Consider the following 26,739-nt stretch of genomic DNA (forward strand, 5'->3'; position numbering starts at 1 on the left):
GCAACCGAGGTGAACCTAGATTCGTCTGCAATGAATGCTCATTCACACCGCCGCCTCGCGGTGGTGACCGGCGCGGGTTCGGGCATCGGCCGGGCGATCGCGCTCGGGCTGGCCACCGGGGGTGACCGCGTCGTCGCCGCCGACCTGGACGAGGCGTCGGCCGCGGCCACCGCCGCCGAGCAACCCGACCTGATCACCGCGGCGCCCGTGGACGTCGCCGACCCGGCACGGGTCGCCGCGCTGCGGGACCGCATCCACGCCGACATCGGGGTGCCCGGCGTCGTCGTCAACGCCGCCGGCTGGGACCGAACCGACCAATTCCTCAACGCCACACCGGAATTCGCACAGAAGGTGGTGGCCATCAACTACCTGGGGCCGGTGCATGTGTGTTCGGCGTTCCTGCCCGGGATGATCGAGACGCACGGCGGCGGACGCGTGGTGAACGTCGCCAGCGACGCCGGGCGGGTCGGCAGCGCCGGTGAGAGCATCTACGCCGGCGCCAAGGGCGGGGTGATCGCGCTGACCAAGTCGCTGGCCCGCGAGATGGCGCGCCACCAGATCACGGTGAACTGCGTGTGCCCGGGCCCGACCGACACCCCGCTGTTTCACGCCCAGCCCGAGAAGCTGAAAGAAGCACTGGTCAAAGCGATTCCGCTGCGCCGGCTGGCCCGGCCCGAGGAGGTCGCCGCGGCGGTGCTGTTCTTCGCCTCGCAGGCAGCCTCGTTCGTCACCGGACAGGTGATCAGTGTCAGCGGCGGCCTGACGATGGCAGGCTGACTGCTATGAGCACCGAGACGAGCACCAAGACCCCACCGGCCTTCGACCGCTACGACCCGCTGGGCCTGGACGCCTTGCTGTCCGACGACGAACGCGCGGTGCGCGACACCGTGCGGGGTTTCTGCGCCGAGCATGTGCTGCCGCATGTGGCGGAGTGGTTCGAGATCGGCGACCTGCCGGTCCGCGAACTGGCCAGGGAGTTCGGCCGGCTCGGCCTGCTGGGCATGCACCTGCACGGCTACGGCTGCGGCGGCGCGTCGGCCGTGCACTACGGGCTGGCCTGCGTGGAGCTGGAGGCCGCCGACTCCGGTCTGCGTTCGATGGTCTCGGTGCAGGGCTCGCTGGCGATGTTCGCGATCTGGAACTTCGGCTCCGAGGAGCAAAAACGCCAATGGCTGCCGGGCATGGCCACCGGCGAAATGCTCGGCTGCTTCGGGCTGACCGAGCCCGACGTCGGCTCCGACCCCGCGGCGATGAAAACCCGTGCGCGACGGGATGGTTCGGACTGGGTGCTCGACGGCCGCAAGCTGTGGATCACCAACGGGTCGGTGGCCGACGTCGCCGTGGTGTGGGCCGGCACCGACGACGGCATCCGCGGCTTCCTGGTGCCCACCGACACGCCGGGTTTCACCGCCAACACGATTCACCACAAGCTGTCGCTGCGTGCCTCGATCACCAGCGAGCTGGTGCTCGACGACGTGCGGCTGCCCGGCGAGGCGATGCTGCCCGGAGCCACCGGGCTGCGCGGCCCGCTGTCGTGTCTGTCCGAGGCCCGCTACGGGATCATCTGGGGCGCAATGGGCGCGGCGCGCTCGGCCTGGCAGGCCGCCCTGGATTACGCCACCCAGCGCACCCAGTTCGGCCGCCCCATCGCCGGATTCCAGCTGACCCAGGCCAAGCTCGTCGACATGGCCGTCGAGCTGCACAAGGGCCAGCTGTTGTCGCTGCATCTGGGCCGCCTCAAGGACAGCACCGGGCTGCGGCCCGAGCAGGTCAGCTTCGGCAAGCTCAACAACACCCGGGAGGCGATCGAGATCTGCCGGACCGCGCGAACCATCCTGGGCGGCAACGGGATATCGCTGGAATACCCCGTCATCCGGCACATGGTGAACCTGGAATCGGTGCTGACCTACGAGGGCACGCCGGAGATGCATCAGCTCGTCCTCGGCCAGGCGTTCACCGGCGCCGACGCCTTCCGCTGACCCGGAGCAGCACCCGATGGCCGCACACCTGCAGTACACCTCCGAGCATCACCAGTTCCGGGAGCTGGTCCGCGATTTCGTGCAACGGACGGTCGTGCCCAATCACGAGAAGTGGGAACGCGACGGCCAGTGGGACCGGTCGCTGTTCGTCGAGGCGGGCAAACTGGGGCTGCTGGGCTTTTCGGTGCCCGAGCGGTTGGGCGGCCCGGGGGTCGACGACTTTCGCTACAACGCGATCGTGGTCGACGAGTTGCAGCGGGCCGGCGCGGCCGCCGAGGCTATCGCCTTCTCGCTGCAGAACGACATCGTGCTGCCCTACCTCGTCGAGCTGACCACACCCGAGCAACAACGGCGCTGGCTGCCCGGCGTGGTGACCGGCGAGACGGTGCTCGGGATCGCCATGACCGAGCCCGGCACCGGCAGCGACCTGGCCGGGATCCGCACCACCGCGGTGCGGGACGGCGATCACTACCTAGTCAACGGCGCCAAGACGTTCATCTCCAACGGGCAGGTGGGCGACCTGTTCGTGGTCGCGGTGCGCACCGCACCGGACCGGCACAAGGGGCTTTCGCTGCTGGTCGTGGATGCGGACACGCCGGGCTTCGGCCGGGGCCGCAACCTGGAGAAGATCGGCCTGCACGCCCAGGACACCAGCGAGCTGAGCTTCACCGACATGCGGGTGCCGGCCGAGAACCTGCTCGAGGCGGAAGGCCGGGGCTTCTACCAGCTGATGAAAAACCTTCCCCAGGAACGGCTTTCGCTGGCCGTGGGCGCGGTCGCCGCCGCCGAGGCGGTATTCGCCGAGACGCTGGACTACGTCAAGCAGCGGCACGCCTTCGGCGCGCCCATCGCCGCCTTCCAGAACAGTCAATTCGTGCTCGCCGAATTGGCCACCGAAATCGACGTTGCCCGCACTTATCTCGACGACTGCCTGGCCGCGCACTTGACCGGCGAGCTGACCGCGGCGCGGGCCGCCCGGCTGAAATGGTGGACCACCGATCTGCAGGTCCGCACCGCCGACCGCTGCCTGCAGTTGCACGGCGGATACGGCTACATGCGCGAGTACGGCGTGGCACGGGCGTTCGTCGACGCCCGCATCCAGACCATCTACGGCGGCACCAACGAGATCATGAAGACCATCATCGCCAAGGACCTGGGCCTCTAGCGGCATGGCCGTCGACTACAGCGAACTGCCCGCCGAGGAGGCCGTGCGCGCCGCACGGGCCGGCGCGCGGCGCCGCCAGGTGCTCGACGCCGCGGTCAAGGTGATGGGCCGCAACGGTTTTCACCGAATGTCCATGCACGACCTGGCCGCCGAGGCCGACGTCAGCGTCGGCCTGCTGTACAAGTACTTCGGCGGCAAACAGGACCTGCTGCTGGCCACCATCGTGCGCATCCTCGACGTGTTCCGCGATCAACTGGCACCGGTCATCGACGCCGCCGGCGACGACGTCGTCGACCAGTTGAGCGCGGGGATCCGCCGCTACATCCAGATCGTCGACGAGAACCTCGACGGGGTGGTGCTGACCTACCGGGAGAGCCGGACCCTCGGGGCGGCGGGCCGCGCCCAGATCAAGGACCTGGAAATCGCCACCGCCGCGCCGCTGCGCGCGGTAATCGAAACCGGCATCGCCCAAGGCGTCTTCCGCAGCGTCGACGTCGACCTCGCCGTGTTCGACATCATGCTGCTCGCCCACGGCTGGGCGCTCAAGCATTGGCACTTCGGGCCGATCTACACCCTCGACGAGTACATCGCGTTGCAGACCCGGCACCTGCTCAACGGGCTGATTTCCGATGAGCGCCGCGCCGACTACGCGGACGTGCTGAAATAGGGGCATGAGTGCCACGGCCCGCCGGATCGGCGCCCTGACCGCGCTGGCGACCCTGTACGCCGGCACGGCGCCGGCGGCCGCCGACCCGCCCCCGGGGCTGCCGCCGATGACTTCCGGCGGCAGCGGCCCGATCATCGGCGGCGGCTCGGCCGCCGCGCAGGGAATCTCCCAGCAGCTGTTCAGCTTTGGCAACCCCGGCGTGGTGCAGGAGGTCGACGGCTCGGACGCGGCGCAGTTCATCACCGCGGCGGCGGGGGCGGCCAACCAGCAGCTGGCGGCGCCCTTTTCACTGTTGCGCCGCGCGTTGACGTGCCAGGACAACAACGCCGGGTTCGGGGCGCGCGCCTACCGGCGCAACGACGGCCAGTGGGGTGGGGCCATGCTCGTCGCGGCCAAGAGCGCCACGCCGAGCCCGGACAACCTGGCCGCGTGCGCGAAGACCAACTGGCGACGGGCCACCGCCGGCGGCGAAACCGCGATGTGCAACAGCGGCTGGACCACCCCCACCTCCTACGAAAGCCGCCGCGGCGAGACCTATTACATCCTGCTCGCCGGCACCGCCGCCGACTTCTGCAGTGACCTCAACGCCAAGTACAAGAGCGACGCCACCGGGTGGCCGTTCTAGCCCCGCCGCCGGTCGGAGCGGAATGCGACCGAAACCGATTGCCGGGTTTTTGAATCCATGTCCGGTTTACGCACCGGCACCAATCGGCGGCCGGTAAATAGCGATCCAATATAGCCGCGGTCGCGGCCGCGCGCAGGATAATTCGAATTCCTCCCGGCAGCGAATTTTGCTGCGATTGCAATGCCCATCCGGGGGCCGGGCCGCGCCGGTGGTCGCCGATCATCCGTTTGGCGAATCGGTCGGCGATCTTCGCGAAATCCCTTATCTGCGAAGTGCTGACGACGTAAACTCGCCCACATCGGGCATCAGAATATCGTCTCCCAGACGAAGGGGGTTCTTATGTCTCGTCGCACCAGCAAAATCGTCGTCGCCGTGGTCCTCGCCTTGGCGGCACCAATGACCTCGGCGTGCACGGTTCCGTTAGTTATCGACTGCGGACCCGGTTTGACCTGCACTCCGTAGTAGTGCATCAACCGAACAAGCCCACAGTGTGATTCGGGCTTTTTCGGTCATTTCACGCTTCGCAAAAGCGAAGATGAGTTAGCTAACCGGCCCGAGCCGCGGCCTGGGGTCGTCGGCTCACCGCGGCTTCGGCCGGGGCCTGCTGCCGCACAAGGGACTTCGCCGTTCGCTTCGGTTCACGGCGTGGGAGCGGCGGCGCCTCGGTGTTCTGGCATTACCGAGAACCGCGCGCTCCCAACCGTTTTCGCCTTGAGGGGTTCCTTCGGCCGGTCGGCGGCTGGGCCGCGCGGCGTATCGGTCTGCCCGGATGCCTCGCCTTTCGCGGGTGTGGCGTCGTACGGTGGAGTTGCGCTGGGCAGACCGGCCGCCCGGCACGGCAGAAGGGACGGGCATGTCGCGCCATCGTGTCGTCATCATCGGAAGCGGCTTCGGCGGACTGACTGCGGCCAAGGCGCTCAAACGCGCGCCCAAGGGAACCCAGGTCGACATCACCCTGATCTCGAAAACCACCACGCATCTGTTCCAGCCGCTGCTCTACCAGGTGGCCACCGGCATCCTGTCCGAGGGCGACATCGCCCCGACCACCCGACTGATCCTGCGCAAGCAGAAGAACGTTCGGGTGCTCTGGGGTGACGTCTCGGCCATCGACCTCACCGCCAAGACGGTGACGTCGCACCTGATGGGCATGGACACCGTCACGCCCTACGACAGCCTGATCGTGGCCGCCGGGGCCCAGCAGTCCTATTTCGGCCACGACGAGTACGCCGCGTTCGCGCCGGGAATGAAGAGCGTCGACGACGCGCTGGAGCTGCGCGGCCGCATCCTGGGCGCCTTCGAGGCCGCCGAGGTGGCCACCGATCCGGCCGAACGCAGACGCCGGCTGACCTTCGTGGTGGTCGGGGCCGGCCCCACCGGCGTCGAGCTGGCCGGCGAGATCGTCCAGCTCGCCGAGCGCACCCTGGCCGGGGCGTTTCGAACCATCACCCCCAGCGAATGCCGGGTCATCCTGCTCGACGCCGCGCCCGCGGTGCTGCCGCCGATGGGCCCCAAGCTGGGCCTCAAGGCGCAGCGGCGGTTGCAGAAGATGGACGTCGAGGTCCAGCTCAACGCGATGGTGACCGCGGTGGACTACATGGGCATCACGGTCAAGGAGAAGGACGGCGCTGAGCGCCGCATCGAATGCGCGTGCAAGGTGTGGGCGGCGGGGGTGCAGGCCAGCGCGCTGGGCGCGATGATCGCCGAGCAGTCCGACGGCACCGAAACCGACCGTGCCGGAAGGGTGATCGTCGAGCCCGACCTCACCGTCAAGGGGCATCCGTACGTCTTCGTCGTCGGCGATCTGATGTCGGTGCCCGGTGTCCCCGGGATGGCCCAAGGCGCGATCCAGGGCGCGAAGTACGCGGCCGGCATCATCAAGCAGGCGGTCAAGGGCCAGGACAACCCGGCCGAGCGCAAGCCGTTCCGGTACGTCAACAAGGGCAGCATGGCGCTGATCTCGCGGTACAGCGCCGTCGCGCAGGTCGGCAGGGTGGAGTTCGCCGGCTTCATCGCCTGGCTGGCGTGGCTGCTGCTGCACCTGTACTACCTGATCGGCCACCGCAACCGGCTGGCCGCCATGTTCGCCTGGGGCATCTCGTTTTTGGGCCGCACCCGCGGCCAGATGGCCATCACCAGCCAGATGATCTACGCGCGCCCGGTGGTGGAGTGGCTGGAGCGCCGGGCCCAGGACGGGACGCTGGCGGCCGCCGAGCACGTCGACTCGGCCGAAAAGCAGGCCGGCTGAACCGGCTAACCCAGCGCCCGGTCGATGTCGGCGATCAAGTCGTCGGTGCCTTCCAGCCCGACCGAGATGCGGACCACGCCGTCGCCCAGCCCGATCGCCGCGCGGCCCTCCGGGCCCATCGCCCGGTGGGTGGTGGTAGCGGGATGTGTGACAAGGGATTTGGCGTCACCGAGGTTGTTGGAGATGTCGATCAGCGTCAGCTTGTCCAGCACCTCGAAGGCCCGCTGCTTGGCCTTGTCGTCGGGGCAGTCCAGCGCGAAGGTGATCACCGTTCCGCCGCCGGACATCTGGCGCTTGGCCAGGTCGTACTGCGGGTGGGACGGCAGATACGGGTAGCGGACCCAGCGCACCGCGGGATGGGTCTCCAGGAATTCGGCGATCCGGTGCGCCGAGGAATTGCTGTGTTCCACCCGGATGGCCATGGTCTCAAGGCCTTTCAGCAGCACCCAGGCGTTGAACGCGCTCATCGCCGGACCGGTGTGCCGCATCAGCTTCTGCACCGGCCCGTCGATGTAGTCCCTGTCCCCGAGGATGGCCCCGCCCAGCACCCGGCCCTGGCCGTCGATGTGTTTGGTGCCCGAGTACACCACCACGTCCACCCCGAGCGGGATGCCCTGCTGCAGCAATGGGGTGGCGAAAACGTTGTCCAGCACCACCTTTGCGCCCGCGGCGTGGGCGAGCTCGGTGACCGCGGCGATGTCCACCAGCGACTGCATCGGGTTCGACGGCGTCTCGAAGAACACCGCCGCCGTCGGCACCGACAACGCCTCCTCCCACTGCGCGAGGTCGTCGCCGTCGACGAACACCGTCTGCACGCCCCAGCGCGGCAGGATCTCGTTGCACACCACGAAGCAGGAGCCGAACAGGCTGCGCGCGGCGACCAGCCGGTCGCCCGCGGCCAGCAGCGCGCCCAGCGAGGTGAACACTGCCGCCATGCCGCTCGCGGTGGCGAACGCCGCCGGCGCGCCTTCGAGCAGGCGCAGCCGCTCCTCGAACATGGTCACGGTGGGGTTGCCGTAGCGGGAGTAGACGAAATGGTCCAGTTCGCCGGTGAACGACTGCTCGGCAACGGCGGCCGACTCGTAGACGTAGCCGGAGGTCAGATACAGCGCCTCGGCGGTCTCGTCGAATCCCGAACGCAGCAGTCCGCCGCGCACGCCGATGGTCGCCTGGCTGACGCCGTCGGGCAGCGCGGGGGGCGTGCGGACCGAATCGTCGCCGGCCTGACTCATCCGGGCTATCCCTGCTTCCAGGGCAAACCGATTGCCCGCCAACCTGTTTCACCGCGGTGGCCGTTGGCGTCGAGATGACCCTCGAAGCCGTCCAGCACGTTGTAGGCCGGCGTGATGCCCAGCTGGGTCGCCACCTCGGCGGCGCCGATGGAGCGGTTACCCGAGCGGCACAAGAACAGCACCGGGCGCTCCTGGCCGGCCGGCGCCGGCTCGATCTGCCGGCGCAGCTGGTCGGCGAAGTCCGGGTTGTGCCTGCCGTCGGAGGTGTTCCACTCCAGGAAGACCACCTCGCGGCCCAGGCTGGACAGATCGGGCACCCCGACGAAGCGCCATTCGGCGTCGGTGCGCACGTCGACCAGCACGGCGTTCGGATTGTCGCTGAGCAGTTTCCATGCTTCCAGCGGCGAAACGTCCCCCGCGTAGGAGTGTGCGCGCTCGGTGCTCATGCTGGTGTCCCCTCGTCTCGGTACGCATTGCCGGCCACCCTGACCTGCGATCGTATCGAGGCCGTCGCGCCGGCGCCGCCGCGGCTCAACCGCCCGCGCCGCCCACGCCGCCCGCGCCCGCGGTCAGCCGGGCGGCGACCTGGCCGGCGCGCTCCCGGGCGGCGACCACCTCCGGTGCGGTCGCCAGGGCCCGGAAACCGCCCCCGCACACCCGCAGGTCGCTCTCCGGCACGCCGAGCGCGCCGGACAGGGCCGCTCGGTCGCCGGGGTCGGCGGAGTCGACCACCCGGGCGGCGGCCGGCGACACCATCATGGTGTCCACCGGCAGGCCCAGGATGGTGCGGGCCTGCAGTTCGAACGCCGAGAGGCGCTGGCTGCGCACCGTCACCCAGGCGCTGTCGCCCGGGTGGGCGGTGACGTCGGCGAAATACACCTCGTCGCCGTTGACCATCAACTCGACGCCGAACACGCCGCGCCCGCCCAGCGCCTTGACGATTCGCGCCGCGATCGACTTCGCGGCGTCCATCGCGGCCGGGCTCATCTTCTGCGGCTGCCAGGATTCCAGCACCCGCCCGCCGGCGCCGCGATGCCCGATCGGTGAGCAGAATTCGATCGCCGGACCCGCGGCGCCCTCGCTGCGCACCGCCAGCAGCGTGACATGGAACTGCACCTCGACCACGGTTTCGGCCAGCACCCGGGCGCCGGGCTGACCGTCCACCGCGCGGTGCCAGGCGGCCGCGATGTCCTCACGGCCCGCCACCACCGACTGCCGCGGCCCGACCGCCCCGACCACCGGCTTGACCAGCAACGGGTATCCGGCGTGCGCGCCCACCGCCTCGAGCTCACCCAGCGATCCGGCGAACCAGAACGGCGCGGTGGGCAGCCCCAGCTCGTCGGCGGCCAGCCGGCGCAGCCCTTCCCGGTCGGCGGCCAGCCGCACGGCGCGGGCGCTGGGCACCGGCTCGGCGCCCGCGCCGTCCAGCGCCTCGAGGGCCGGCACCGCGACGGCGTCGGTGGTGCTCACCACGACGTCGGGTCGCAGCCGGTGAATCGCCGCCGACAGCTCGCCGGCGTCGGTCAACGGCAGCACCAGCGCCTGGTCGGCCACCGCGTGCGCGGGCGCCTGCGGGTGCGCGTCGACGGCGATCACCCGCGCGCCCAGCCGCCCCAAGGCGATCGCCAGCTCGCGGCTGATGTCGCCGGAGCCCAGCAGCATCACCGCCGGCCTGCCGTCGGCGGGAGCCGGGCCGCCGTCGGCGGGAGCCGGGCCGCCGTCGGCGGGAGCCGGGCCGCCCTCGGCGGGAGCGGGCCTGGGCACGGCGAGCGCCGTCGTCTCGTCGTCCCGTCCGTCGGTCACGCCGTCAGTCACGGGTCCAAGGATAGGTGGGTCCGCTGAGTGCCCGCCCCGCCTCGGGGCCGGCTTCAGGGCTGGCCGGGCAGCAGCCGCACCATCAGGCCGTGGCCCTCGGCCAGCACCGTCTGGTCACCGTCGACCAGTTCGGCGGCCACGAACGCCTTGCGGCCCTCGGTCCCGGTGACCCGGCCGCGCACCAGCAGCGGCACGTCGATCGGGGTGATCTTGCGGTAGTCGACGTGCAGGAAGGCCGTCCGGCTGATCGGCCGGCCCGCGGCGTGCGAGATCATGCCGAACATGTGGTCGAAAAGCAGCGGCAGCACCCCGCCGTGCACCGCGTGGTTGCCGCCGACGTGGAACCGGCTGAAGTGCCCGGTCATCTCGACACCGTCGGGGCCGTAGCGGGTCAGCACCCACGGCGGCAGCAGCAGGCTGCCCATGCCGGGCAGGCCGGGGGTGCGGCCCGCGGGCGCCGCGCCCTCGTCGGCCTCGAACGGATCCAGGAGCTCGACCAAGGCGGCCACCCGCTCGGCCGCGTCGTCCCAGACGTCGTCACCGGGGTCGGCGGACACCGCGAGGTCCTGCAGCCGGCGCATGGACTCCACGAACCGGGCGAACCCCGGTCCGGGGCTGGCCGGGCCGTACTCCGGGAAGCCGCCGTGGTGTTCGTATTCGGGATCTAGTTCGGTCGGGTCGGGTTCCGTCACGGGCGCGCCGCCAGGATGTCGCGGCGCACGATGGTCTGTTCCCGACCGGGCCCCACTCCGATGCACGAAACATGCGCTCCGGCAAGCTCTTCCAGCCGCAGCACGTAGTCGCGCGCCTTGGCCGGCAGGTCGTCGAACTCGCGGGCCGCCGAGATGTCCTCCCACCAGCCGGGCAGCTCCTCATAGATCGGCTCGGCGCGGTGCAGATCGCTCTGGGTCATCGGCATCTCGTTGATGCGCGCCCCGTCGATGCGGTAGCCGACGCACACCGGCACCGTCTCCAGGCTGGACAGCACGTCGAGCTTGGTCAGGAAGAAGTCGGTGATGCCGTTGACCCGGGTGGCGTAGCGGGCGACCACGGCGTCGAACCAGCCGCACCGGCGGCGCCGGCCGGTGGTGACCCCGAATTCGCCGCCGGTCTTGGACAGGTATTCGCCGTTCTCGTCGAACAGCTCGGTGGGGAACGGGCCGGACCCCACCCGGGTGGTGTAGGCCTTGAGGATGCCCAGCACCGCGGTGATCCGGGTCGGGCCGATCCCCGAGCCCACGGCGGCCCCGCCGGCCGTCGGATTCGACGACGTCACATAGGGATACGTGCCGTGGTCGACGTCGAGCAGGGTGCCCTGCGAGCCTTCCAACAGCACCGTCTCGCCGGCCTCCAGCGCGGTGTTGAGCAGCAGCCGGGTGTCGGCGATGCGGTGCCGGAAACCCTCGGCCTGCTCCAGCAGGCATTCGACCACCTGATGCGGATCGAGCGCCTTGCGGTTGTAGATCTTGACCAGGATCTGGTTCTTCAGCTCCAGCGCCGCCTCGATCTTGTGGGTCAGCACCTCGCGGTCGAGCACGTCGGCCACCCGGATTCCGATCCGGGCGATCTTGTCCTGGTAGCACGGGCCGATGCCGCGGCCGGTGGTGCCGATCTTCTTGTTGCCCATGTAGCGCTCGGTGACCTTGTCGATGGCCACGTGATACGGCAGCAACAGGTGCGCGTCCGCCGAGATCAGCAACCGCGAGGTGTCCACGCCGCGGTCTTCGAGCCCCTTGAGCTCGTCGAGCAGCACCCCGGGGTCGACCACCACACCGTTGCCGATGACGTTGGTGACGCCGGGCGTGAGCACCCCGGACGGGATCAGGTGCAGGGCGAAGTTCTCCCCGGTCGGCAAGACGACGGTGTGCCCGGCGTTGTTGCCGCCCTGGTAGCGCACCACCCACTGCACGCGCCCACCGAGCAGGTCAGTGGCCTTACCCTTGCCCTCGTCGCCCCACTGGGCGCCGATGAGGACGATTGCCGGCATGACACGCTCCAACCCTGATCTCGCCTGCGTATTGTGGTCCAGCCGGTGACCCACCCTAGCCTGGCGGCGAGGCGGGCCGCCGATGGCCGGCGCAGGAGCCGGGCAAATCAGCTTAAGCCAGGACGCGCCGCGACCGGGGCGCTCGCCGGCCCGGGCGGTTTGGCCGCGCACACGCCGGTCCGGGTGGACGGGTCCAGCATCAGGCACAGGCCATTGGCGCCGCGACCGTTCCGGGTGGCCGACCACCCCGGATGCACGGGTTTGCCGTTCCAGCTGATCAGCGTCCAGCCGTCGCGGGGGCTGCCCTGGATGACCACGATGCCCGTGTTGGGCAGCGGGTCAAAGAGCAGCACCAACGGATCGGGGTTCTTGACGGTCATCATCGTCCCGACGCCGATGGCGAACTCGCTGGAGAACGCCACCCCGGTGATCCGGCCATTGGCGGCGCGGACCGGGTTCGTCACCGCCCCGGCGTACACCGCCTGAAGCACGTCACCGAAGCCGCCGGCGCTGGCCGCGGCGCTGCCGTACACGGTTTGCAGCGCGCCGTCGAAGCGCCGGCGGAACTCGTACCCGTTGGCGTCCGCGGAGCCGGGAGCCAGCATCGGCACGATGCGCAGCCCGAGCATCCACGCGATCGGCGCCAAGAGGTAGGCCAGCCCGCCGAGGCTGAACTGCGGCTGGCCGTTGAAGATGCCGGCGTCGATCTCGTTGAGCCCCGGCAGCACTTGGACGTTCATGCCCAGCGCGCTGGCCAGCGGCGCCGCGGTCTGCTGCGTCCTGATCAGCTGCGAGGCGAAGATCGCGGCGACCGGGCCCCGCGCCGCCAGAACGCCGGCGACGGTCTGCGCCTGTTGCTGACCGAGCTGGGTGAGGGAGGCGCCGGGCACCGCCGTGTCGATCAGTCCCGCCGCGTTGGCCACCGACTGCCCGTGGCGCACCAGGTCGATCACGATCGACTCGTCGGCCGAGGCGGTCGCCGAAGCGCTGCACAGCAGCACGACCGACGCCAGCACGGCGCCGGCGCGGCACAGCGGCGTCCTCAGCAACGGACGCGGATGGGGCCGGCGCCCGACGCGGTCGGCGCGATCGACAAGATGGCGGTTGGTCGAGGAATGGTGGTGCTCCGTTCCGCTAAACCACTCGTGGCGGGATTCCGCGCAACGTCAGCCCTGTGGCAGGAGTAAAGTATCCGGTTGTTTCCCGGAAGCGTGGCAACAACTTTCGCAGTCCGACGCCATGTTGTGACCGTGTCGTTATGGTGCGCCCTTTCGGCGTCGCGGTTCATGTCCGCTCAGAGATGTTGGGAGACAAGGTCATTGGATGTTCGCCGATTGGATGGGCTGTGACGCAACAGGATCGGGCCGCCGCGGTTCTTCAGTTCGGCCGGCGACGCGGCTACCGGCCGTTGCGCGGCATGCCCACCCATCGGGTCGCCGGTGACACCGATGTCGACGCCGCGATCGGCCCGTACCGGCGGCTGATCGTGCTCGGCGGCGACGCCGAGCTGGCATTGGTGCTGACCCGGCTGCTGCGCGCCGAGCGGCTGGACGTCGAGGTGGCCTTCGTGCCGCGCCGGCGCACCCGGGCCACCCGGAACTACCGGCTGCCCACCGGATTCCGGGCGGCGCGGCGGGCCGCGCGGGGTGCGGCGCGGCGGGTGCCGCTGATCCGCGACGAGACGGGCTCGGCGATCGTCGGGCGGGCCTGCTGGGCGGCGCCCGGCGGGCAGGGGTGGCTGCACGGCGAGGCCGTCGTCGACGACACCACGTTGTTCGACGGCGACGTCACCGCCGTGTGGATCGAGCCGACGGCGGCGATGCCGGGCCTGCGGGCGGCGGTCGCGGGCCGGCCGTGGCGGCGCTGGGTCACCGGCCGGGCGGCGCAGCTGGGCAGCACCGGGGCGACCGTGCTGCGCGACGGCGTGCCGGCCGACCGCCCCGCGCGGCGGTCGGCCTTCTACCGCAACATCGAGGGCTGGCTGCTGGTCCGCTAGTTTCGACCGGTGAGCTTCCGCGCCCCCCAACACGAGTCGGTGCGGCCCAGCCCGATCTTTCTGGCCCTGCTGGGGTTGACCGCGCTGGGCGGGGCGCTGGCCTGGCTGGCCGGATCCAGCCCGCGGCCGCTGGCCTACCTCGGCGTGTTCGTCTTCGTCATCGCCGGCTGGCTGGTGTCGCTGTGCCTGCACGAATTCGGGCACGCGGTGACCGCCTGGCGCTTCGGCGACCGGGACGCGGCGGTGCGCGGCTACCTGACGCTGGACCCGCGCCGCTACAGCCATCCCGCGCTGTCGCTGGTGCTGCCGATGGTGATCATCGCGCTGGGCGGCATCGGTCTGCCCGGTGCGGCGGTCTACGTGCAGACCTGGTTCATGACCCCGGCCCGCCGCACCCTGGTCAGCCTGGCCGGCCCGGCGGCCAACCTGGTGCTGGCGGCGGTGCTGCTGGCGCTGACCCGGGCGTTCTTCACCGCCGACCACGCGGTGCTGTGGGCGGGCGTGGCCTTCCTGGGGTTCCTGCAGCTCACCGCGGTGCTGTTGAACCTGCTGCCGATCCCGGGGCTGGACGGCTACGACGCCCTGGAACCGCACCTGAGCCCCGAGACGCAGCGGGCGCTGGCGCCGGCCAAGCAGTGGGGGTTCTTCATCCTGCTGTTCCTGCTGTTGGCGCCGGGGCTCAACCGGTGGTTCTTCGGGATCGTCTACTGGCTGTTCGACTTCTCCGGCGTGCCGCACTGGCTGGCCGGCGCGGGCAACGTGCTGACCCGCTTCTGGAGCCGCTGGGTCTGACCCTTGCCATATATGCGTTGCCATGCATATATTTCCCGGCATGGGCGCCGGCCACAACCACACCCCCGCCGAGACGGGTGACGCCCGGCTGATCCCGCGGATGGTGATGGCCGCGGCGATCCTGGCGGCGTTCTTCGTCGTCGAGCTGGTCACCTCGTTGCTGATCAACTCGATCGCGCTGCTGGCCGACGCGGGCCACATGCTGACCGACGTCGTCGCCGTGTTCATGGGGCTGGCCGCCGTCACGCTGGCCCGCCGGGGCAGCTCGTCGCCGGCGCGCACCTACGGCTGGCACCGCGCCGAGGTGTTCACCGCCGTCGCCAACGCCGGGCTGCTGATCGGCGTCTCGGTGTTCATCCTCTACGAGGCGATCCAGCGGCTGCGCGAGGCTCCCGCCGTGCCGGGCGTGCCGATGATCGTGGTGGCGCTGGCCGGGCTGGCCGCCAACTTCGTCGTCGCGCTGCTGCTGCGCTCGCACTCGTCGGGCAGCCTGGCCGTCAAGGGCGCCTACCTGGAGGTCATCGCCGACACCGTGGGCAGCCTGGGCGTGCTGATCGCCGGGGTGGTCACGGTGACCACGCGCTGGCCCTACGCCGACGTGGTGGTGGCCGTGCTGGTGGCGCTGTGGGTGCTGCCCCGGGCCATCTCGCTGGCCCGCGACGCACTGCGGATCCTGTCCGAATCCTCACCCACCCACATCGACGTCGAGGAGCTGCGCGCCGCGCTGGGCGCCGTTGACGGCGTGACCGGCGTGCACGACCTGCACGTGTGGACGCTGTCGCCGGGCAAGGACATGTGCACCGCGCACCTGATCAGCACCGGCGACTCCGCCCGGGTGCTGCGCGACGCCCGCGCGGTGCTCTCGGCCCGCGGGCTCGCCCACGCCACCGTGCAGATCGACTGCCCGGACGACACCGAGTGCTCCGACAGCTTCTGAAAAGCCTTACAGCCCAAGCTCTTTGCGTGCTGCGGGGTCGCAATCGTCGAGCAGGTCCAGGCAGCGCAGGTACTCGTCGGTCTCGCCGATCGTGTCGGCCGCGCGGGCCAGCGCAGCCACGCAGCGCAGGAAGCCGCGGTTGGGTTCGTGCGAGTACGGCACCGGGCCGAAGCCCTTCCAGCCGTTGCGGCGCAGCTGGTCCAGGCCGCGGTGGTAGCCGGTGCGGGCGTAGGCATAGGCGGTGATGGCCCGGTCGTCGGCAAGCGCCTGCTCGGCGAGCGCCGCCCAGGCCACCGAGGCCGTCGGATGCGCGGCGGCGACGATGCCCGGGTTCTCGCCCGCGGTCAGTTCCGCCTCGGCGTCGGCATCTCCGGGCAGCAGGATCGGGTCGGGCCCCAGCAGATCTCCCATCGGCGTCATGGCTCTATTCTGCAGCTCACTCGTCTCGCCCGCGGGACGCACCTCTACCATCGCCCCGAGCGGGGTACTCGGTCGCTAAGCTCTGCAACTACCCCACTCGACAGCGGGAGGACAGTAGTACTCATGCCCAACCCACCCGAACCCGGCCGCGGCGGCCCGCCGAAACGGCCCGGGTTCGACCCACGCGCGTCTCGCGCGAGCGACGAGTGGACGCCCGAGACCGGCGAGGAGCCCGACGGCGGCTTCGACAGCGAGGACGCCACCGAGAGCGTCCCGATGGTCCCGAGCGACGCCGAAACCGAGACCGTGGTGATCAACAAACCCGATCCGCCCAGCGGCCCGCAGGAGACGCCGGACGGCCCGCAGCGCGAACGCCGGTTCACCGCGCCGGGCTTCGACGCGAAGGAAACCACGATCATCGCCACCACCCCGGAGCCGGCCACCGAGGCGTTCGTGCCGCCCGGGCAGGACAACACCACCCAGTTCGGGGTTCCGCCCAAAGCCGCTGTCCCACAATCGATTCCACCTCGGCTCGGCGGGAAGCTGCGCACCTCCCGGCAAATCAACTGGGGCTGGATACTGGCGCTGGTGGTGATCGTGCTGGCGCTGGCGGCGATCGCGATCCTGGGCACCGTGCTGCTCACCCGCGGCAGGCACACCAACGTCTCGCAGGAGGATCAGGTCCGGCACACCATCGGCAACTTCGACGCCGCCATCCAGCGCGGTGACCTCACCACGCTGCGCAGCATCACCTGCGGCACCACCCGCGACGGCTACGCCGACTACGACGAACACGCCTGGGCGGAGACCTATCGCCGGGTCTCGGCGGCCAAGCAGTACCCGGTGATCGCCAGCATCGACCAGGTGGTGGTCAACGGCCAGCACGCCGAGGCGAACGTCACCACCTTCATGGCCTACGACCCGCAGGTACGCTCCACCCGCAGCCTGGACCTGCAGTACCGCGACGACCAGTGGAAGATCTGCCAGTCCGCCAGCGGATAGCCATGATTGCCGGTGCGACCGGTATGTTTGAGGCATCATGAGCACCGCCGTGACGGCCCTGCCCGACATCCTCGACCCGATGTATTGGTTGGGCGCCGACGGCGTCTTCGGCTCCGCGGTGCTGCCCGGCATCCTGGTCATCGTCTTCATCGAGACCGGGCTGCTGTTCCCGCTGCTGCCCGGAGAGTCGCTGCTGTTCACCGGCGGGCTGCTGGCCGCGCACCCCAACCCGCCGGCCAGCATCTGGGTGCTGGCCCCGGCCGTCGCGATCGTCGCGGTGCTGGGCGATCAGACCGGGTACTTCATCGGGCGCCGGATCGGTCCGGCGCTGTTCAAGAAGGAAGATTCTCGGTTCTTCAAGAAGCACTACGTGACCGAGTCGCACGCCTTCTTCGAGAAGTACGGGTCCTGGGCGGTCATCCTGGCCCGGTTCGCGCCGTTCGTGCGCACCTTCGTCCCGGTCATCGCCGGGGTCTCCTACATGCGCTATCCCTTGTTCCTGGGTTTCGACATCGTCGGCGGCATCGCCTGGGGTGGCGGCGCGACGCTGGCCGGCTACTTCCTGGGCAACGTGCCGTTCGTGCACCACAACCTGGAGAAGATCATCCTGGGCATCCTGGTCGTCTCGCTGATGCCGGCGTTCGTCGCCGCCTGGCGGGGCTATCGGGGGCGGCGACGCCCCACGCGCACGCCCGAGCGGGAATCCGAGCGGCTGCCGGCGTCCGAGTAGCCGGGCTTTAGAGCGCGACGGTGAAGTCGCAGCCGGTCTTGGCGCGCACCTCCTCGACCGTCACCCCCGGATGCAGCTCGGTGAGCAGCAGCCCCCGGCCCGGCTCGACGTCGAAGACGCACAGGTTGGTGATGATCATGTCGACCACGCCCTTGCCGGTCAGCGGCAACGTGCACTGCTCGAGGACCTTCGGGCTGCCGTCCTTGGCGGTGTGGTCCATCAGCACGATCACCCGCTTGACACCGGACACCAAATCCATTGCGCCGCCAGGCCCTTTGACCATCTTGCCAGGCACCATCCAGTTGGCCAGGTCGCCGTTGGAGGCGACCTCCAACGCGCCCAGGATGGACAGGTCGATGTGGCCGCCGCGGATCATCGCGAAGGAATCGGCGCTGGAGAAGAAGCTGGACCCGGGCAGGCTGGTGATGGTCTGCTTGCCCGCGTTGATGAGGTCGGGGTCGACGGTGTCCTCGCTGGGATAGGCGCCGATGCCCAGCAGGCCGTTCTCCGATTGCAGCGTGACCTGGATATCGTCCGGGATGAAGTTGGCCACCAGGGTCGGGATGCCGATGCCCAGGTTGACGTAGTAGCCGTCGCGCAGTTCCTTGGCGGCGCGCTGGGCCATCCGCTCGCGGATCGGGCTGTCGTTCTTCAGCGCGGCGCCGCCGCTGGTGGTGCGGAACTCGATGCGCTTCTCGTAGCCGATGCCCTGGATGATGCGGTCCACGTAGATGCCGGGGGTGTGGATCAGGTCGGGGTCCAGATCGCCGACCTCGACCAGCTCCTCGACCTCGGCCACCGTCACCGCGGCGCAGGTGGCGATCATCGGGTTGAAGTTGCGCGCGGTCTTGCGGTAGACGAGGTTGCCGGCCTTGTCGCCCTTCCACGCCTTGACGATCGCCAGGTCGGCCCGAATGCCTTCTTCCAGTACGTATTCGACGCCGTCGAAGACCCGGGTGTCCTTGCCCTCGGCCAGCGTGGTGCCGTAGCCGGTGCGGGTGTAGAAGCCGGGAATGCCCGCGCCGCCGGCGCGCAGCTTCTCGGCCAGCGTGCCCTGCGGGGTGAGCACCAGGTCCAGCTCGCCGGAGAGCACCTGGCGCTCGAACTCCTTGTTCTCTCCGACGTAGGAGGCGATCACCTTCTTCACCTGCCGGCCCTTGAGCAGCAGCCCCATCCCGAAATCGTCTACGCCGGCGTTGTTTCCGACGATGGTGAGGTCCTTGATGCCGCTGTCCACCAGCGCCTGGATCAGCTTCTCCGGGATGCCGCACAGACCGAAACCGCCGGCGGCGACGGTGATGCCGTCCTTCAGCAGGCCGTGCAGAGCCGATTCCGCGTCGGGGTGGACTTTACTCACAGGGCGCTCCTGTTCTCGTGCGACGATTCGGCGGAGACGTTACAGGCGGCCTCCATGAGCATCCACCCCGACAGCTGCACCGACAGGTCCCGCTCGGCGATCTCGGATGCCGTCACCGCGCCCTCGACGAACTCCGCCTGTTTGCCGCCGGCCGTGGGTAACTGGGCGTCGCGGTCCCAGAACGGGCCGAACACCGGCAGCCCGTCCAAGGTTTGCCGGTAGTCCCAGGCCGACTTCGCGCTGGCCAGCACGATCCGCCGGGCGGTGTCGCGGGCCGCGACGTCCTCGGCGGCAGACCCCGGCAGCGTGGTGGCGACCAGCGCCAGGTAGCGGGCCGTGACACCGGCGAACAGCCCGCCGTCGCCGCCGCCGGCGCCGGCCAGCACGCCCGCCGGCGCCATGTGTTCGGCCACGGCCGCGACCAGCCGGCGCACCCGCGCGGCGTGCCGCTGCCGGGCCGGCCCGTCGGTGCGCGCGGCCAGCTCGGTCTCCAGCCCCAGCACCACGCCCTGGCAGTAGGTGTACTGGGCGCGCACCAGCGAACCGGCCTTGATGCCGTCGAACACCAGGTGCGTCTCGGGGTCGATCAGGGTCTCGTCGATCCAATTCGCCATCTGCTCAGCGCGTTTCAGGTGATCGCCGTAGCGGGCCAGGAAGATCCCCGCGGGGCCGTTGGCGGGCGCGTTGAAGAACTGGTCGGACTTGCGCCACGGGATGCCGCCGCCGTCCTCGGGCACCCAGGCGCGGAGGAACTGGTTCGCGAGCTTGGGCAGGGCCTTTCGCCGGTGCACGCCGGCGATGCGGGCGGCGCGTTCCAGCGCCAGCGCCAGCCAGGCCATGTCGTCGTAGTAGCTGTTGGTCCAGGAGAGGTTGTTGCGCAGCCGGTGCGAGCGGACCTGCCGGTTGATCCGGGCCCGCCGCTGCGGCTGCGGGTCGCGCTGCTGCGCGTCGACGAGGCAGTCCAGCAGATGCGCCTGCCACCAGTAGTGCCAGGTGCCGAACCATCGGTCGCGCCGGGTCGGCGGCCAGGCCACCACGCCGAGCTGGGTGGCGGGCAGTCCCCACAGCCGCCTCAGGTGTCGTTGCGTGACAGCGGCTTCGCAGCTGGCCGCCCGATTGGCCCAGAGCTGATCCATACCTGCCGATCCTGCCTCACGCCCGGCCGCCCAGCGGCGTCGAGTGTGCATCGTTGGCGACGACACGCCGGCCGGGGCCGCCGTGAGTACACACTCGACGGGTGCGCCGGCTTCACCAGGCGCGGGACAGGTCGGCGTGCTGCTGGATCCAGGCGTGCATCGCGATGCCGGCGGCGACGCCGGCGTTGATGCTGCGCGTCGAGCCGAACTGGGCGATCGACACCGTCAGCGTGGCGCCGGTGCGGGTGTCGTCGGTGATGCCCGGGCCCTCCTGACCGAACACCAGCAGGCACTCGCGCGGCAGCGTGGTCTCTTCCAGCCGCGCCGCGCCCGGGACGTTGTCGACGGCGACGACGGTCAACCCCGCGGTGGCCGCGAAGTCGAGCAGCTCGGCGGTGCTGTCGTGGTGGCACAGCCGCTGATAGCGGTCGGTCACCATGGCGCCGCGGCGATTCCACCGCCGCCGCCCCACGATGTGCACGGTGTGCACGGCGAAGGCGTTCGCGGTGCGCACCACCGAGCCGATGTTGGCGTCGTGGCCGAAGTTCTCGATCGCCACGTGCAGCGGATGGCGGCGCCGGTCGATGTCGGCGATGATCGCCTCGCGGGTCCAGTACCGGTAGGCGTCGACGACGTTGCGAGTGTCGCCGTCGCGCAACAGGATCGGGTCATAGCGCGGGTCGTCGGGAAGCTCGCCGCGCCACGGCCCCACCCCGGCGGCCGGCGTTCCCCATTCAGTGGGCCCCGGTTCGCTCATCGCTGCGTCCACACCCCGGCGTGGGTGCCGTCGATGGCCAGCGTCGCATACAGCAGCGCGTCGTTGATCTCGCCCTGCGTGCACAGCGACGCGTTCACGTGCACCGCGTCCAGCGAGGCGTCGGGCAGGATCAGCACCGACGACCCGTAAGCCGCGCAGGCCGGGTTCAGGCCCCGGCCGGGCAGCGTCGGCGAGGCCAGCAGCATCATCGGGCCGCCGCGCTGGACCGACTCGTCGCGATAGCGGGCCGCCACGGCGGTGGCCTCCAACCCCAGCAGCATGTAGCCGTTGCCGGTGAACGCCCCCGGATCGCCGAGCTGCGCCTTGGTCACCGGCGTGCCGTCGGCCCGCCACGCGGACAGGCTGGCCGTCTTGACCGCCAGGCCGCCGCTGTCGTTGGGGTTCGTCGGCAGCAGTCCCACCGGGAAGGCGACCGGGTAGGCCGACGAGCTGTTGGGGATGCGGTCGCGCGGCGAGTAGCCGTAGACGCCGCGGACCTGACTGCGATCCTTCAGCGGCCCAAGGCAAACCGTGCCGGTGAGCCGGTCGGGCGGCGCGGACAGCGGCGCGGGGACGTCACGCAGGCTGGTCGTGGTGCTGTCGCAGCTGCCCAGGCCGGCCGCCTCCATCGGGTGGGCCAGGGCGCCGTACAGCCCGAACCGGATGTCCTCGGGTTTGGCGTGCGGGCCCTTGGCCGAGGCCGGGCTGGCGTCGACGTCGACCAGGACGTAGTCGCCGTCCCAGCGCAGGTTGGACAGCGACATGTTCCAGCCCAGCAGCGCCAGCGCTTCGCCGAGCCGCGCGCCCTGGGCGCCGTACGGGCGCGCCGCGGGGTGGGGGTTCGAGCAGGCCGTCACGCAGGCCAGCAGGCAGGCAACTATCGCGAGAAGCCTTGCACAGCAATGCAATTAGCCCAGCCCCAGATCGGCGAGACCGAGCACGCTGCGGTAGGGCAGCCCCTCGGCCTCGATGGCCTCGGCGGCGCCGGTGGCGCGGTCCACCACGGTGGCCACCCCCAGCACCTGACCGCCGGCCTGCTGGACGGCGCGCACCGCGGTGAGCGCCGAGTTGCCGGTGGTGCTGGTGTCCTCGACCACCAGCACCCGCTTGCCCGCGACCTCCGAGCCTTCGATAAGGCGTTGCAGCCCATGGGTTTTCGCTGACTTGCGGACAACGAAGGCGTCGATCGGGCGGCCCGGCGCGTGCATGATGGCGGTGGCCACCGGGTCGGCGCCCAGGGTCAGGCCGCCGACCACCGCGTAGTCCCAGTCGCTGGTCAGCTCGCGCATGAGCCTGCCGATCAACGCCGAGGCGCGATGATGCAGGGTGGCCCGGCGCAGGTCGACGTAGTAGTCGGCCTCCTTGCCCGACGACAGCGTCACCCGCCCGTGCACCACCGACAGCCGGCGCACCAGCTCGGCCAGCTCCTCGAGCTCAGGTTCGGCCACGGCCACCACCGACTCGTTTGGTGATCGCCCGCATCAGGGTGCGCGGGATCAGCCGCTCGGCGGCGACGATCGCCTTGTACTGCAAGCCCGGAATGCTGATCACCTTGCCGCGGGCGATGTCGGCCAGACTCTGATCGACCACGTCGTCGACCTGCAGCCACAGAAACGACGGCGACTTGGACATGTCGATCCCGGCGCGCGCGTGGAACTCGGTGCGCACGTAGCCCGGGCACACCGCGTGCACGGAGACGCCGGTGCCCTGCAGCCCGACGGACAGGCCCTCACTGAACGAGATCACCCACGCCTTGGACGCCGAGTACGTCGACCCCCGCCCCGGCAGCAACCCGGCGATGCTGGCGATGTTGATGACGGTCCCGGCGCCGGCGTCGAGCATGGCCGGCAGCGCCGCCCGGGTGAGATGCATGACGGCGGTGACGTTGACGTCGAGCTGGGACTGCAGCAGCGCAGGGTCGGTGTGCCAGAAGTCGCCGGAGGTGGCGAAGCCGGCGTTGTTGACGAGCACCCGCACTCCGCCGGCCAGGCGCTCACCGACCCGTTGCCGGTCGACGGCATCGCCCAGGTCGGCGGGCAGGATCTCGATGTTGCCCGCCCGGTCGCGCAGTTCGCCGGCCAGCGCGGTCAGCCGGTCCACGTCGCGGGCGACCAGCACCAGGTCGTAGCCGTCGCTCGCGTAGCGCCGCGCGTATCCGGCGCCGATCCCGGAGGTCGGCCCGGTGATCAGGGCGACGGGGCGAGGCATGAGCGACATCTTAATGACGGCGGGGCGCCCGGCCTCGCGGACGCCCGGGGCCGCCGTCAGCGCTGATAGTTGGTGGCCTGATGGCCGTTACGCCCACCCGGGGGTGGGCGGCGCAGCGTGTCCGGGCGCGCCTCGGGCCGCGGCTGGTCGCGGCGCACCGGCTCGGCGGCGCGGCGGCCGGGCTGGACGTCCGGGCCGAGCAGCCCGGCCACGTCCTGCTGCGCGCGGCGCGGCGGCAGCTCCGCGCGGCCGGCGGGGGCCAGCGGGCGGCTGGGCGAGGAGTTGCGCGGCGCGGCCGGCGCCTCCTGCGGAGTCTCCTCCGGCAGCGGCGGCAGCACCCGCAGCAGGTCGTTGAACTGGCGCACGGTGCGCAGCCCCTCGTCCCACTGGGTGCGGGTGCTGGTGATCGGCATGGCCACCAGCGTCCAGTTCTGCTCGTTCCACATGATCTCGGCGCAGTCGGGCGCGGTGTGGGCGAACGTCACCATGCGCCGGTCGCAGGCCCGCCGCGCCGCGTCCAGGTTGGTCGAGTAGACCATCCGCGGCCCGATCGCGCCCAACAGCCAAATGTCGCTCTCCCGAGGCTCTTTGAGCCCCTTGAGGCGCAGGTCGACGACGACGTTGGTGCCGACCTTGCGGTGCAGCGCGATCACCGTGGCGACTTCTTCGAGGTCGAAGATGTAGACCGCCTCGCCGCGGATCTGACCGAGCACGACGTTCTGGGCGGCCACATCGCCCACCGTCGACATCACCCCGCGCTTCCAGCGTTTGAGGATGTCGGTCGATTCACGCTCGTAGTCGAACCCGTGCGACCGCGCCCACGACTTGCGGCGCCTGCTGCGCCCGCGCCGCCGGTCGATGTCGACGTACAGCAGCACGCCCGCACCGACAAAGCACAGTGCGGACAGCGTGAACCAGAGGGGGACCATCCAAAACAGCGTATCTGCTATTGGGCGGGAACACAGAAGGCGACCAGGTCACAACAAAATCACTAAATGCGCCGAACGTCGACTTGTTGGGCGATTTCGAGGGAAATCCCCGCAACAAGTCGATGTTCGAGCCAGACCGACTAGCCCAGGATCAGCGAGTCGCCGTCCGGGCTGACGTTGACCGGGACGGTGTCGCCGTCGTGCACCTGACCGGCCAGCAACTGCTTGGCCAGCTGGTCGCCGATGGCCTGCTGCACCAGCCGGCGCAGCGGCCGGGCGCCGTAGACCGGGTCGAAGCCGCGGTGGGCCAGCCACTGTTTGGCCGGCAGCGACACCTCCAGCGTGAGCCGGCGCTGCGCCAGCCGCTTCTGCAGCTGGGCCAGCTGGATGTCGACGATCTGCACCAGCTCGCCGGGCTCGAGGCCGTGGAAGATGATGACGTCGTCGAGCCGGTTGATGAACTCGGGCTTGAACGCCGAGCGCACCGCGGCCATCACCTGCTCCTCGCTGCCACCCGACCCCAGGTTGGAGGTCAGGATCAGGATGGTGTTGCGGAAGTCGACGGTGCGGCCCTGCCCGTCGGTGAGCCGGCCCTCGTCGAGCACCTGCAGCAGCACGTCGAACACGTCCGGGTGCGCCTTCTCGATCTCGTCGAACAGGATCACCGTGTAGGGACGCCGGCGCACCGCCTCGGTCAGCTGACCGCCCTGGTCGTAGCCGATGTAGCCCGGCGGCGCGCCGACCAGGCGGGCCACCGAGTGCTTCTCGCCGTATTCGCTCATGTCGATGCGGACCATCGCCCGCTCGTCGTCGAACAGGAAGTCGGCCAGCGCCTTGGCCAGCTCGGTCTTACCGACACCGGTGGGTCCCAGGAACATGAACGACCCGGTCGGCCGGTTCGGGTCGGCCACGCCGGCCCGGGCGCGCCGCACCGCGTCGGACACCGCCTGCACGGCCCGCTTCTGCCCGACGACGCGCTTGCCCAGCTCGTCCTCCATGCGCAGCAGCTTCGCGGTCTCGCCCTCGAGCATCCGCCCGGCCGGGATCCCGGTCCACGCCGACACCACCTCGGCGATGTCGTCGGGCCCGACCTCCTCCTTGAGCATCACGTTCTCGCGGGCCTCGGCCTGGGGCAGCGCGGCCTCGAGCTTCTTCTCCACCTCCGGGATCCGGCCGTAGCGCAGCTCGGCGGCCTTGGCCAGGTCGCCGTCGCGCTCGGCGCGGTCGGACTCGCCGCGCAGCGTTTCCAGCTGCTCCTTGAGCTCGCGGACGACGTCGATGGCGTTCTTCTCGTTCTGCCAGCGGGTGGTCAGTTCGGCCAGCTTTTCCTTCTGGTCGGCCAGCTCGGAGCGCAGTTTCTCCAGCCGCTCCTTGGACGCCTCGTCCTCCTCCTTGGCCAGGGCCATCTCCTCGATCTCGAGGCGGCGCACCAGCCGCTCGACCTCGTCGATCTCGACGGGCCGCGAGTCGATCTCCATCTTCAGCCGGCTGGCGGCCTCGTCGACCAGGTCGATGGCCTTGTCGGGCAGGAAGCGGGCGGTGATGTAGCGGTCCGACAGCGTGGCGGCGGCGACCAGCGCGGAGTCGGTGATGCGCACCCCGTGGTGCACCTCGTAGCGGTCCTTGAGCCCGCGCAGGATGCCGACGGTGTCCTCCACCGACGGCTCGCCGACGAACACCTGCTGGAAGCGGCGCTCCAGCGCGGCGTCCTTCTCGATGTATTTGCGGTACTCGTCGAGCGTGGTGGCGCCGACCAGGCGCAGCTCCCCGCGGGCCAGCATCGGCTTGATCATGTTGCCGGCGTCCATCGCGCCCTCGCCGGTCGCGCCGGCGCCGACGATGGTGTGCAGCTCGTCGATGAACGTGATGATCTGCCCGGCGGAGTTCTTGATGTCGTCGAGGACGGCCTTGAGCCGCTCCTCGAACTCGCCGCGGTATTTGGCGCCGGCCACCATCGAGCCGAGGTCCAGCGCGATGACGGTCTTGTCGCGCAGGCTTTCCGGCACGTCGCCGGCCACGATGCGCTGGGCCAGGCCCTCGACGATCGCGGTCTTGCCGACGCCGGGCTCACCGATGAGCACCGGGTTGTTCTTGGTGCGACGGGACAGCACCTGCACGACGCGGCGGATCTCGTTGTCGCGGCCGATGACCGGGTCGAGCTTGCCCTCGCGGGCCCGCGCGGTGAGGTCGGTGGAGTACTTCTCCAGCGCCTGGTAAGTGGCCTCGGGGTCGGGGCTGGTGACCCGGGCGCTGCCGCGCACTTTGACGAAGGCCTCCCGCAGGGCCTGCGGGGACGCGCCGTGCCCGGTGAGCAGCTTGGCGACGTCGGAGTCGCCGGTGGCCAGGCCCACCATCAGGTGTTCGGTGGAGACGTATTCGTCGTCCAGCTCGGTGGCCAGGTGCTGGGCGGTGGTGATGGCGGCCAGCGACTCGCGGGACAGCTGCGGTTGCGAACTGGCGCCGCTGGCCTGCGGCAGCCGGGCCAGCATGCGCTCGGCCTCGGCGCGAATGGTGGCGGGCTCGACACCCACGGCCTCCAATAACGGCGCGGCGATCCCGTCCGCCTGCGTCAGCAGGGCCATCAGCAGGTGGGCGGGCCGGATCTCGGGGTTGCCGGCGGCCGAGGCCGCCTGCAGCGCCGCGGTCAACGCCGCTTGCGTCTTGGTGGTCGGGTTGAAAGAGTCCACGACGACCTCCGTTCGGGTAGTGGCAAAAATGCTTGTCGGGTTGTTCAACGCCGTCAAGGTTGAGTCTGTTCCG

At 70.3% G+C, this 26,739-nt stretch carries 26 protein-coding genes; 11 read left to right on the plus strand and 15 right to left on the minus strand.

Annotated features, from left to right (window positions below; genetic code table 11):
* Positions 1-30: 30 nt before the first annotated feature.
* The 6 genes from H7I87_RS24290 to H7I87_RS24315 all read left to right on the plus strand — a co-directional run bounded on the left by H7I87_RS24290 (position 31) and on the right by H7I87_RS24315 (position 6,681).
* A complete protein-coding gene (locus tag H7I87_RS24290; protein WP_011726235.1) occupies positions 31-777 on the plus strand; it encodes an SDR family NAD(P)-dependent oxidoreductase in 747 nt (248 codons plus the stop codon).
* 5 nt (positions 778-782) lie between these two features.
* Positions 783-1,979 (plus strand): acyl-CoA dehydrogenase, encoded by a 1,197-nt coding sequence (locus tag H7I87_RS24295; RefSeq protein ID WP_011726236.1) that lies wholly within the window; start codon positions 783-785, stop codon positions 1,977-1,979.
* Between the two features lie 16 nt (positions 1,980-1,995).
* Positions 1,996-3,144, plus strand: coding sequence for an acyl-CoA dehydrogenase family protein (locus H7I87_RS24300; RefSeq protein ID WP_011726237.1), 1,149 nt, complete (start codon positions 1,996-1,998; stop codon positions 3,142-3,144).
* A 4-nt stretch (positions 3,145-3,148) separates the two neighbouring features.
* Entirely contained in the window at positions 3,149-3,811 is a 663-nt protein-coding gene (locus H7I87_RS24305; RefSeq protein WP_009979428.1) for a TetR/AcrR family transcriptional regulator, read from the plus strand.
* Positions 3,812-3,815: 4 nt separating this feature from the next.
* Positions 3,816-4,436 (plus strand): hypothetical protein, encoded by a 621-nt coding sequence (locus H7I87_RS24310; protein WP_023862155.1) that lies wholly within the window; start codon positions 3,816-3,818, stop codon positions 4,434-4,436.
* Positions 4,437-5,289: 853 nt separating this feature from the next.
* A complete protein-coding gene (locus H7I87_RS24315; protein ID WP_031349804.1) occupies positions 5,290-6,681 on the plus strand; it encodes an NAD(P)/FAD-dependent oxidoreductase in 1,392 nt (463 codons plus the stop codon).
* Positions 6,682-6,686: 5 nt separating this feature from the next.
* On the opposite strand, the gene H7I87_RS24320 is transcribed toward H7I87_RS24315, so the two are convergent.
* The 6 genes from H7I87_RS24320 to H7I87_RS24345 all read right to left on the minus strand — a co-directional run bounded on the left by H7I87_RS24320 (position 6,687) and on the right by H7I87_RS24345 (position 12,764).
* On the minus strand, positions 6,687-7,913 hold the full coding sequence (locus H7I87_RS24320; RefSeq protein ID WP_009979432.1) for an O-succinylhomoserine sulfhydrylase: 1,227 nt from the start codon (positions 7,911-7,913) through the stop codon (positions 6,687-6,689).
* A gap of 5 nt (positions 7,914-7,918) precedes the next feature.
* The gene (locus H7I87_RS24325; protein WP_003873839.1) at positions 7,919-8,359 is read right to left on the minus strand and encodes a rhodanese-like domain-containing protein; all 441 of its coding nucleotides are present in this window, start codon (positions 8,357-8,359) and stop codon (positions 7,919-7,921) included.
* Between the two features lie 85 nt (positions 8,360-8,444).
* Positions 8,445-9,728, minus strand: a complete 1,284-nt coding sequence (purT, locus tag H7I87_RS24330) for a formate-dependent phosphoribosylglycinamide formyltransferase (RefSeq protein WP_063967167.1) — start codon at positions 9,726-9,728, stop codon at positions 8,445-8,447.
* A 53-nt stretch (positions 9,729-9,781) separates the two neighbouring features.
* A complete protein-coding gene (locus H7I87_RS24335; RefSeq protein ID WP_003873841.1) occupies positions 9,782-10,420 on the minus strand; it encodes a PaaI family thioesterase in 639 nt (212 codons plus the stop codon).
* Positions 10,417-11,715: an adenylosuccinate synthase gene (locus H7I87_RS24340; RefSeq protein ID WP_011726241.1), complete on the minus strand. Its 1,299-nt coding sequence runs from the start codon at positions 11,713-11,715 to the stop codon at positions 10,417-10,419. The genes H7I87_RS24335 and H7I87_RS24340 overlap by 4 nt, the downstream gene beginning before the upstream one ends.
* A 107-nt stretch (positions 11,716-11,822) precedes the next feature.
* On the minus strand, positions 11,823-12,764 hold the full coding sequence (locus H7I87_RS24345; RefSeq protein ID WP_011726242.1) for a histidine phosphatase family protein: 942 nt from the start codon (positions 12,762-12,764) through the stop codon (positions 11,823-11,825).
* A 296-nt stretch (positions 12,765-13,060) separates the two neighbouring features.
* On the opposite strand from H7I87_RS24345, the gene H7I87_RS24350 reads away from it, so the two are divergent.
* The 3 genes from H7I87_RS24350 to H7I87_RS24360 are packed head-to-tail and all read left to right on the plus strand — an operon-like array spanning position 13,061 to position 15,440.
* Positions 13,061-13,711, plus strand: a complete 651-nt coding sequence (locus H7I87_RS24350; protein WP_011726244.1) for a hypothetical protein — start codon at positions 13,061-13,063, stop codon at positions 13,709-13,711.
* A 9-nt stretch (positions 13,712-13,720) separates the two neighbouring features.
* Positions 13,721-14,503 (plus strand): site-2 protease family protein, encoded by a 783-nt coding sequence (locus tag H7I87_RS24355; protein WP_011726245.1) that lies wholly within the window; start codon positions 13,721-13,723, stop codon positions 14,501-14,503.
* Between the two features lie 40 nt (positions 14,504-14,543).
* On the plus strand, positions 14,544-15,440 hold the full coding sequence (locus tag H7I87_RS24360; protein WP_011726246.1) for a cation diffusion facilitator family transporter: 897 nt from the start codon (positions 14,544-14,546) through the stop codon (positions 15,438-15,440).
* Between the two features lie 6 nt (positions 15,441-15,446).
* Here the strand turns inward: H7I87_RS24360 and H7I87_RS24365 are convergent, their stop codons facing one another.
* Positions 15,447-15,860 carry a DUF3151 domain-containing protein gene (locus H7I87_RS24365; protein ID WP_019732918.1) on the minus strand — a complete coding sequence of 138 codons (414 nt, stop codon included), beginning with the start codon at positions 15,858-15,860 and terminating at the stop codon, positions 15,447-15,449.
* 123 nt (positions 15,861-15,983) lie between these two features.
* Here H7I87_RS24365 and H7I87_RS24370 point away from each other — a divergent pair, with 123 nt between their 5' ends.
* A complete protein-coding gene (locus tag H7I87_RS24370) occupies positions 15,984-16,862 on the plus strand; it encodes an Rv0361 family membrane protein (protein WP_011726248.1) in 879 nt (292 codons plus the stop codon).
* Between the two features lie 37 nt (positions 16,863-16,899).
* Positions 16,900-17,592, plus strand: coding sequence for a DedA family protein (locus H7I87_RS24375; protein WP_011726249.1), 693 nt, complete (start codon positions 16,900-16,902; stop codon positions 17,590-17,592).
* Positions 17,593-17,599: 7 nt separating this feature from the next.
* Here H7I87_RS24375 and H7I87_RS28880 read toward each other — a convergent pair whose 3' ends face one another.
* From H7I87_RS28880 to clpB, 8 genes are all read right to left on the minus strand, one after another.
* The gene (locus H7I87_RS28880) at positions 17,600-18,949 is read right to left on the minus strand and encodes a 3-oxoacid CoA-transferase (RefSeq protein WP_009979449.1); all 1,350 of its coding nucleotides are present in this window, start codon (positions 18,947-18,949) and stop codon (positions 17,600-17,602) included.
* A complete protein-coding gene (locus tag H7I87_RS24390; RefSeq protein ID WP_011726250.1) occupies positions 18,946-20,085 on the minus strand; it encodes a glycoside hydrolase family 76 protein in 1,140 nt (379 codons plus the stop codon). The genes H7I87_RS28880 and H7I87_RS24390 overlap by 4 nt, the downstream gene beginning before the upstream one ends.
* A 112-nt stretch (positions 20,086-20,197) precedes the next feature.
* Complete coding sequence (locus tag H7I87_RS24395) at positions 20,198-20,842, minus strand: TrmH family RNA methyltransferase (protein WP_011726251.1); 645 nt, start codon at positions 20,840-20,842, stop codon at positions 20,198-20,200.
* A complete protein-coding gene (locus H7I87_RS24400) occupies positions 20,839-21,723 on the minus strand; it encodes a hypothetical protein (RefSeq protein ID WP_371304208.1) in 885 nt (294 codons plus the stop codon). Before H7I87_RS24400 ends, H7I87_RS24395 begins: the two co-directional genes overlap by 4 nt.
* 27 nt (positions 21,724-21,750) lie before the next feature.
* Positions 21,751-22,290: an orotate phosphoribosyltransferase gene (gene pyrE / locus H7I87_RS24405; RefSeq protein WP_011726253.1), complete on the minus strand. Its 540-nt coding sequence runs from the start codon at positions 22,288-22,290 to the stop codon at positions 21,751-21,753.
* Positions 22,277-23,050 (minus strand): SDR family NAD(P)-dependent oxidoreductase, encoded by a 774-nt coding sequence (locus H7I87_RS24410; protein WP_011726254.1) that lies wholly within the window; start codon positions 23,048-23,050, stop codon positions 22,277-22,279. The genes pyrE and H7I87_RS24410 overlap by 14 nt, the downstream gene beginning before the upstream one ends.
* A gap of 56 nt (positions 23,051-23,106) precedes the next feature.
* Positions 23,107-23,979 (minus strand): trehalose monomycolate transport factor TtfA, encoded by an 873-nt coding sequence (gene ttfA, locus H7I87_RS24415; RefSeq protein WP_003873856.1) that lies wholly within the window; start codon positions 23,977-23,979, stop codon positions 23,107-23,109.
* Between the two features lie 140 nt (positions 23,980-24,119).
* Positions 24,120-26,666: an ATP-dependent chaperone ClpB gene (gene clpB / locus H7I87_RS24420; RefSeq protein WP_003873857.1), complete on the minus strand. Its 2,547-nt coding sequence runs from the start codon at positions 26,664-26,666 to the stop codon at positions 24,120-24,122.
* Positions 26,667-26,739 lie beyond the last annotated feature (73 nt).

The sequence above is a fragment of the Mycobacterium timonense genome (assembly GCF_025821985.1).
Classification (GTDB): domain Bacteria; phylum Actinomycetota; class Actinomycetes; order Mycobacteriales; family Mycobacteriaceae; genus Mycobacterium; species Mycobacterium avium.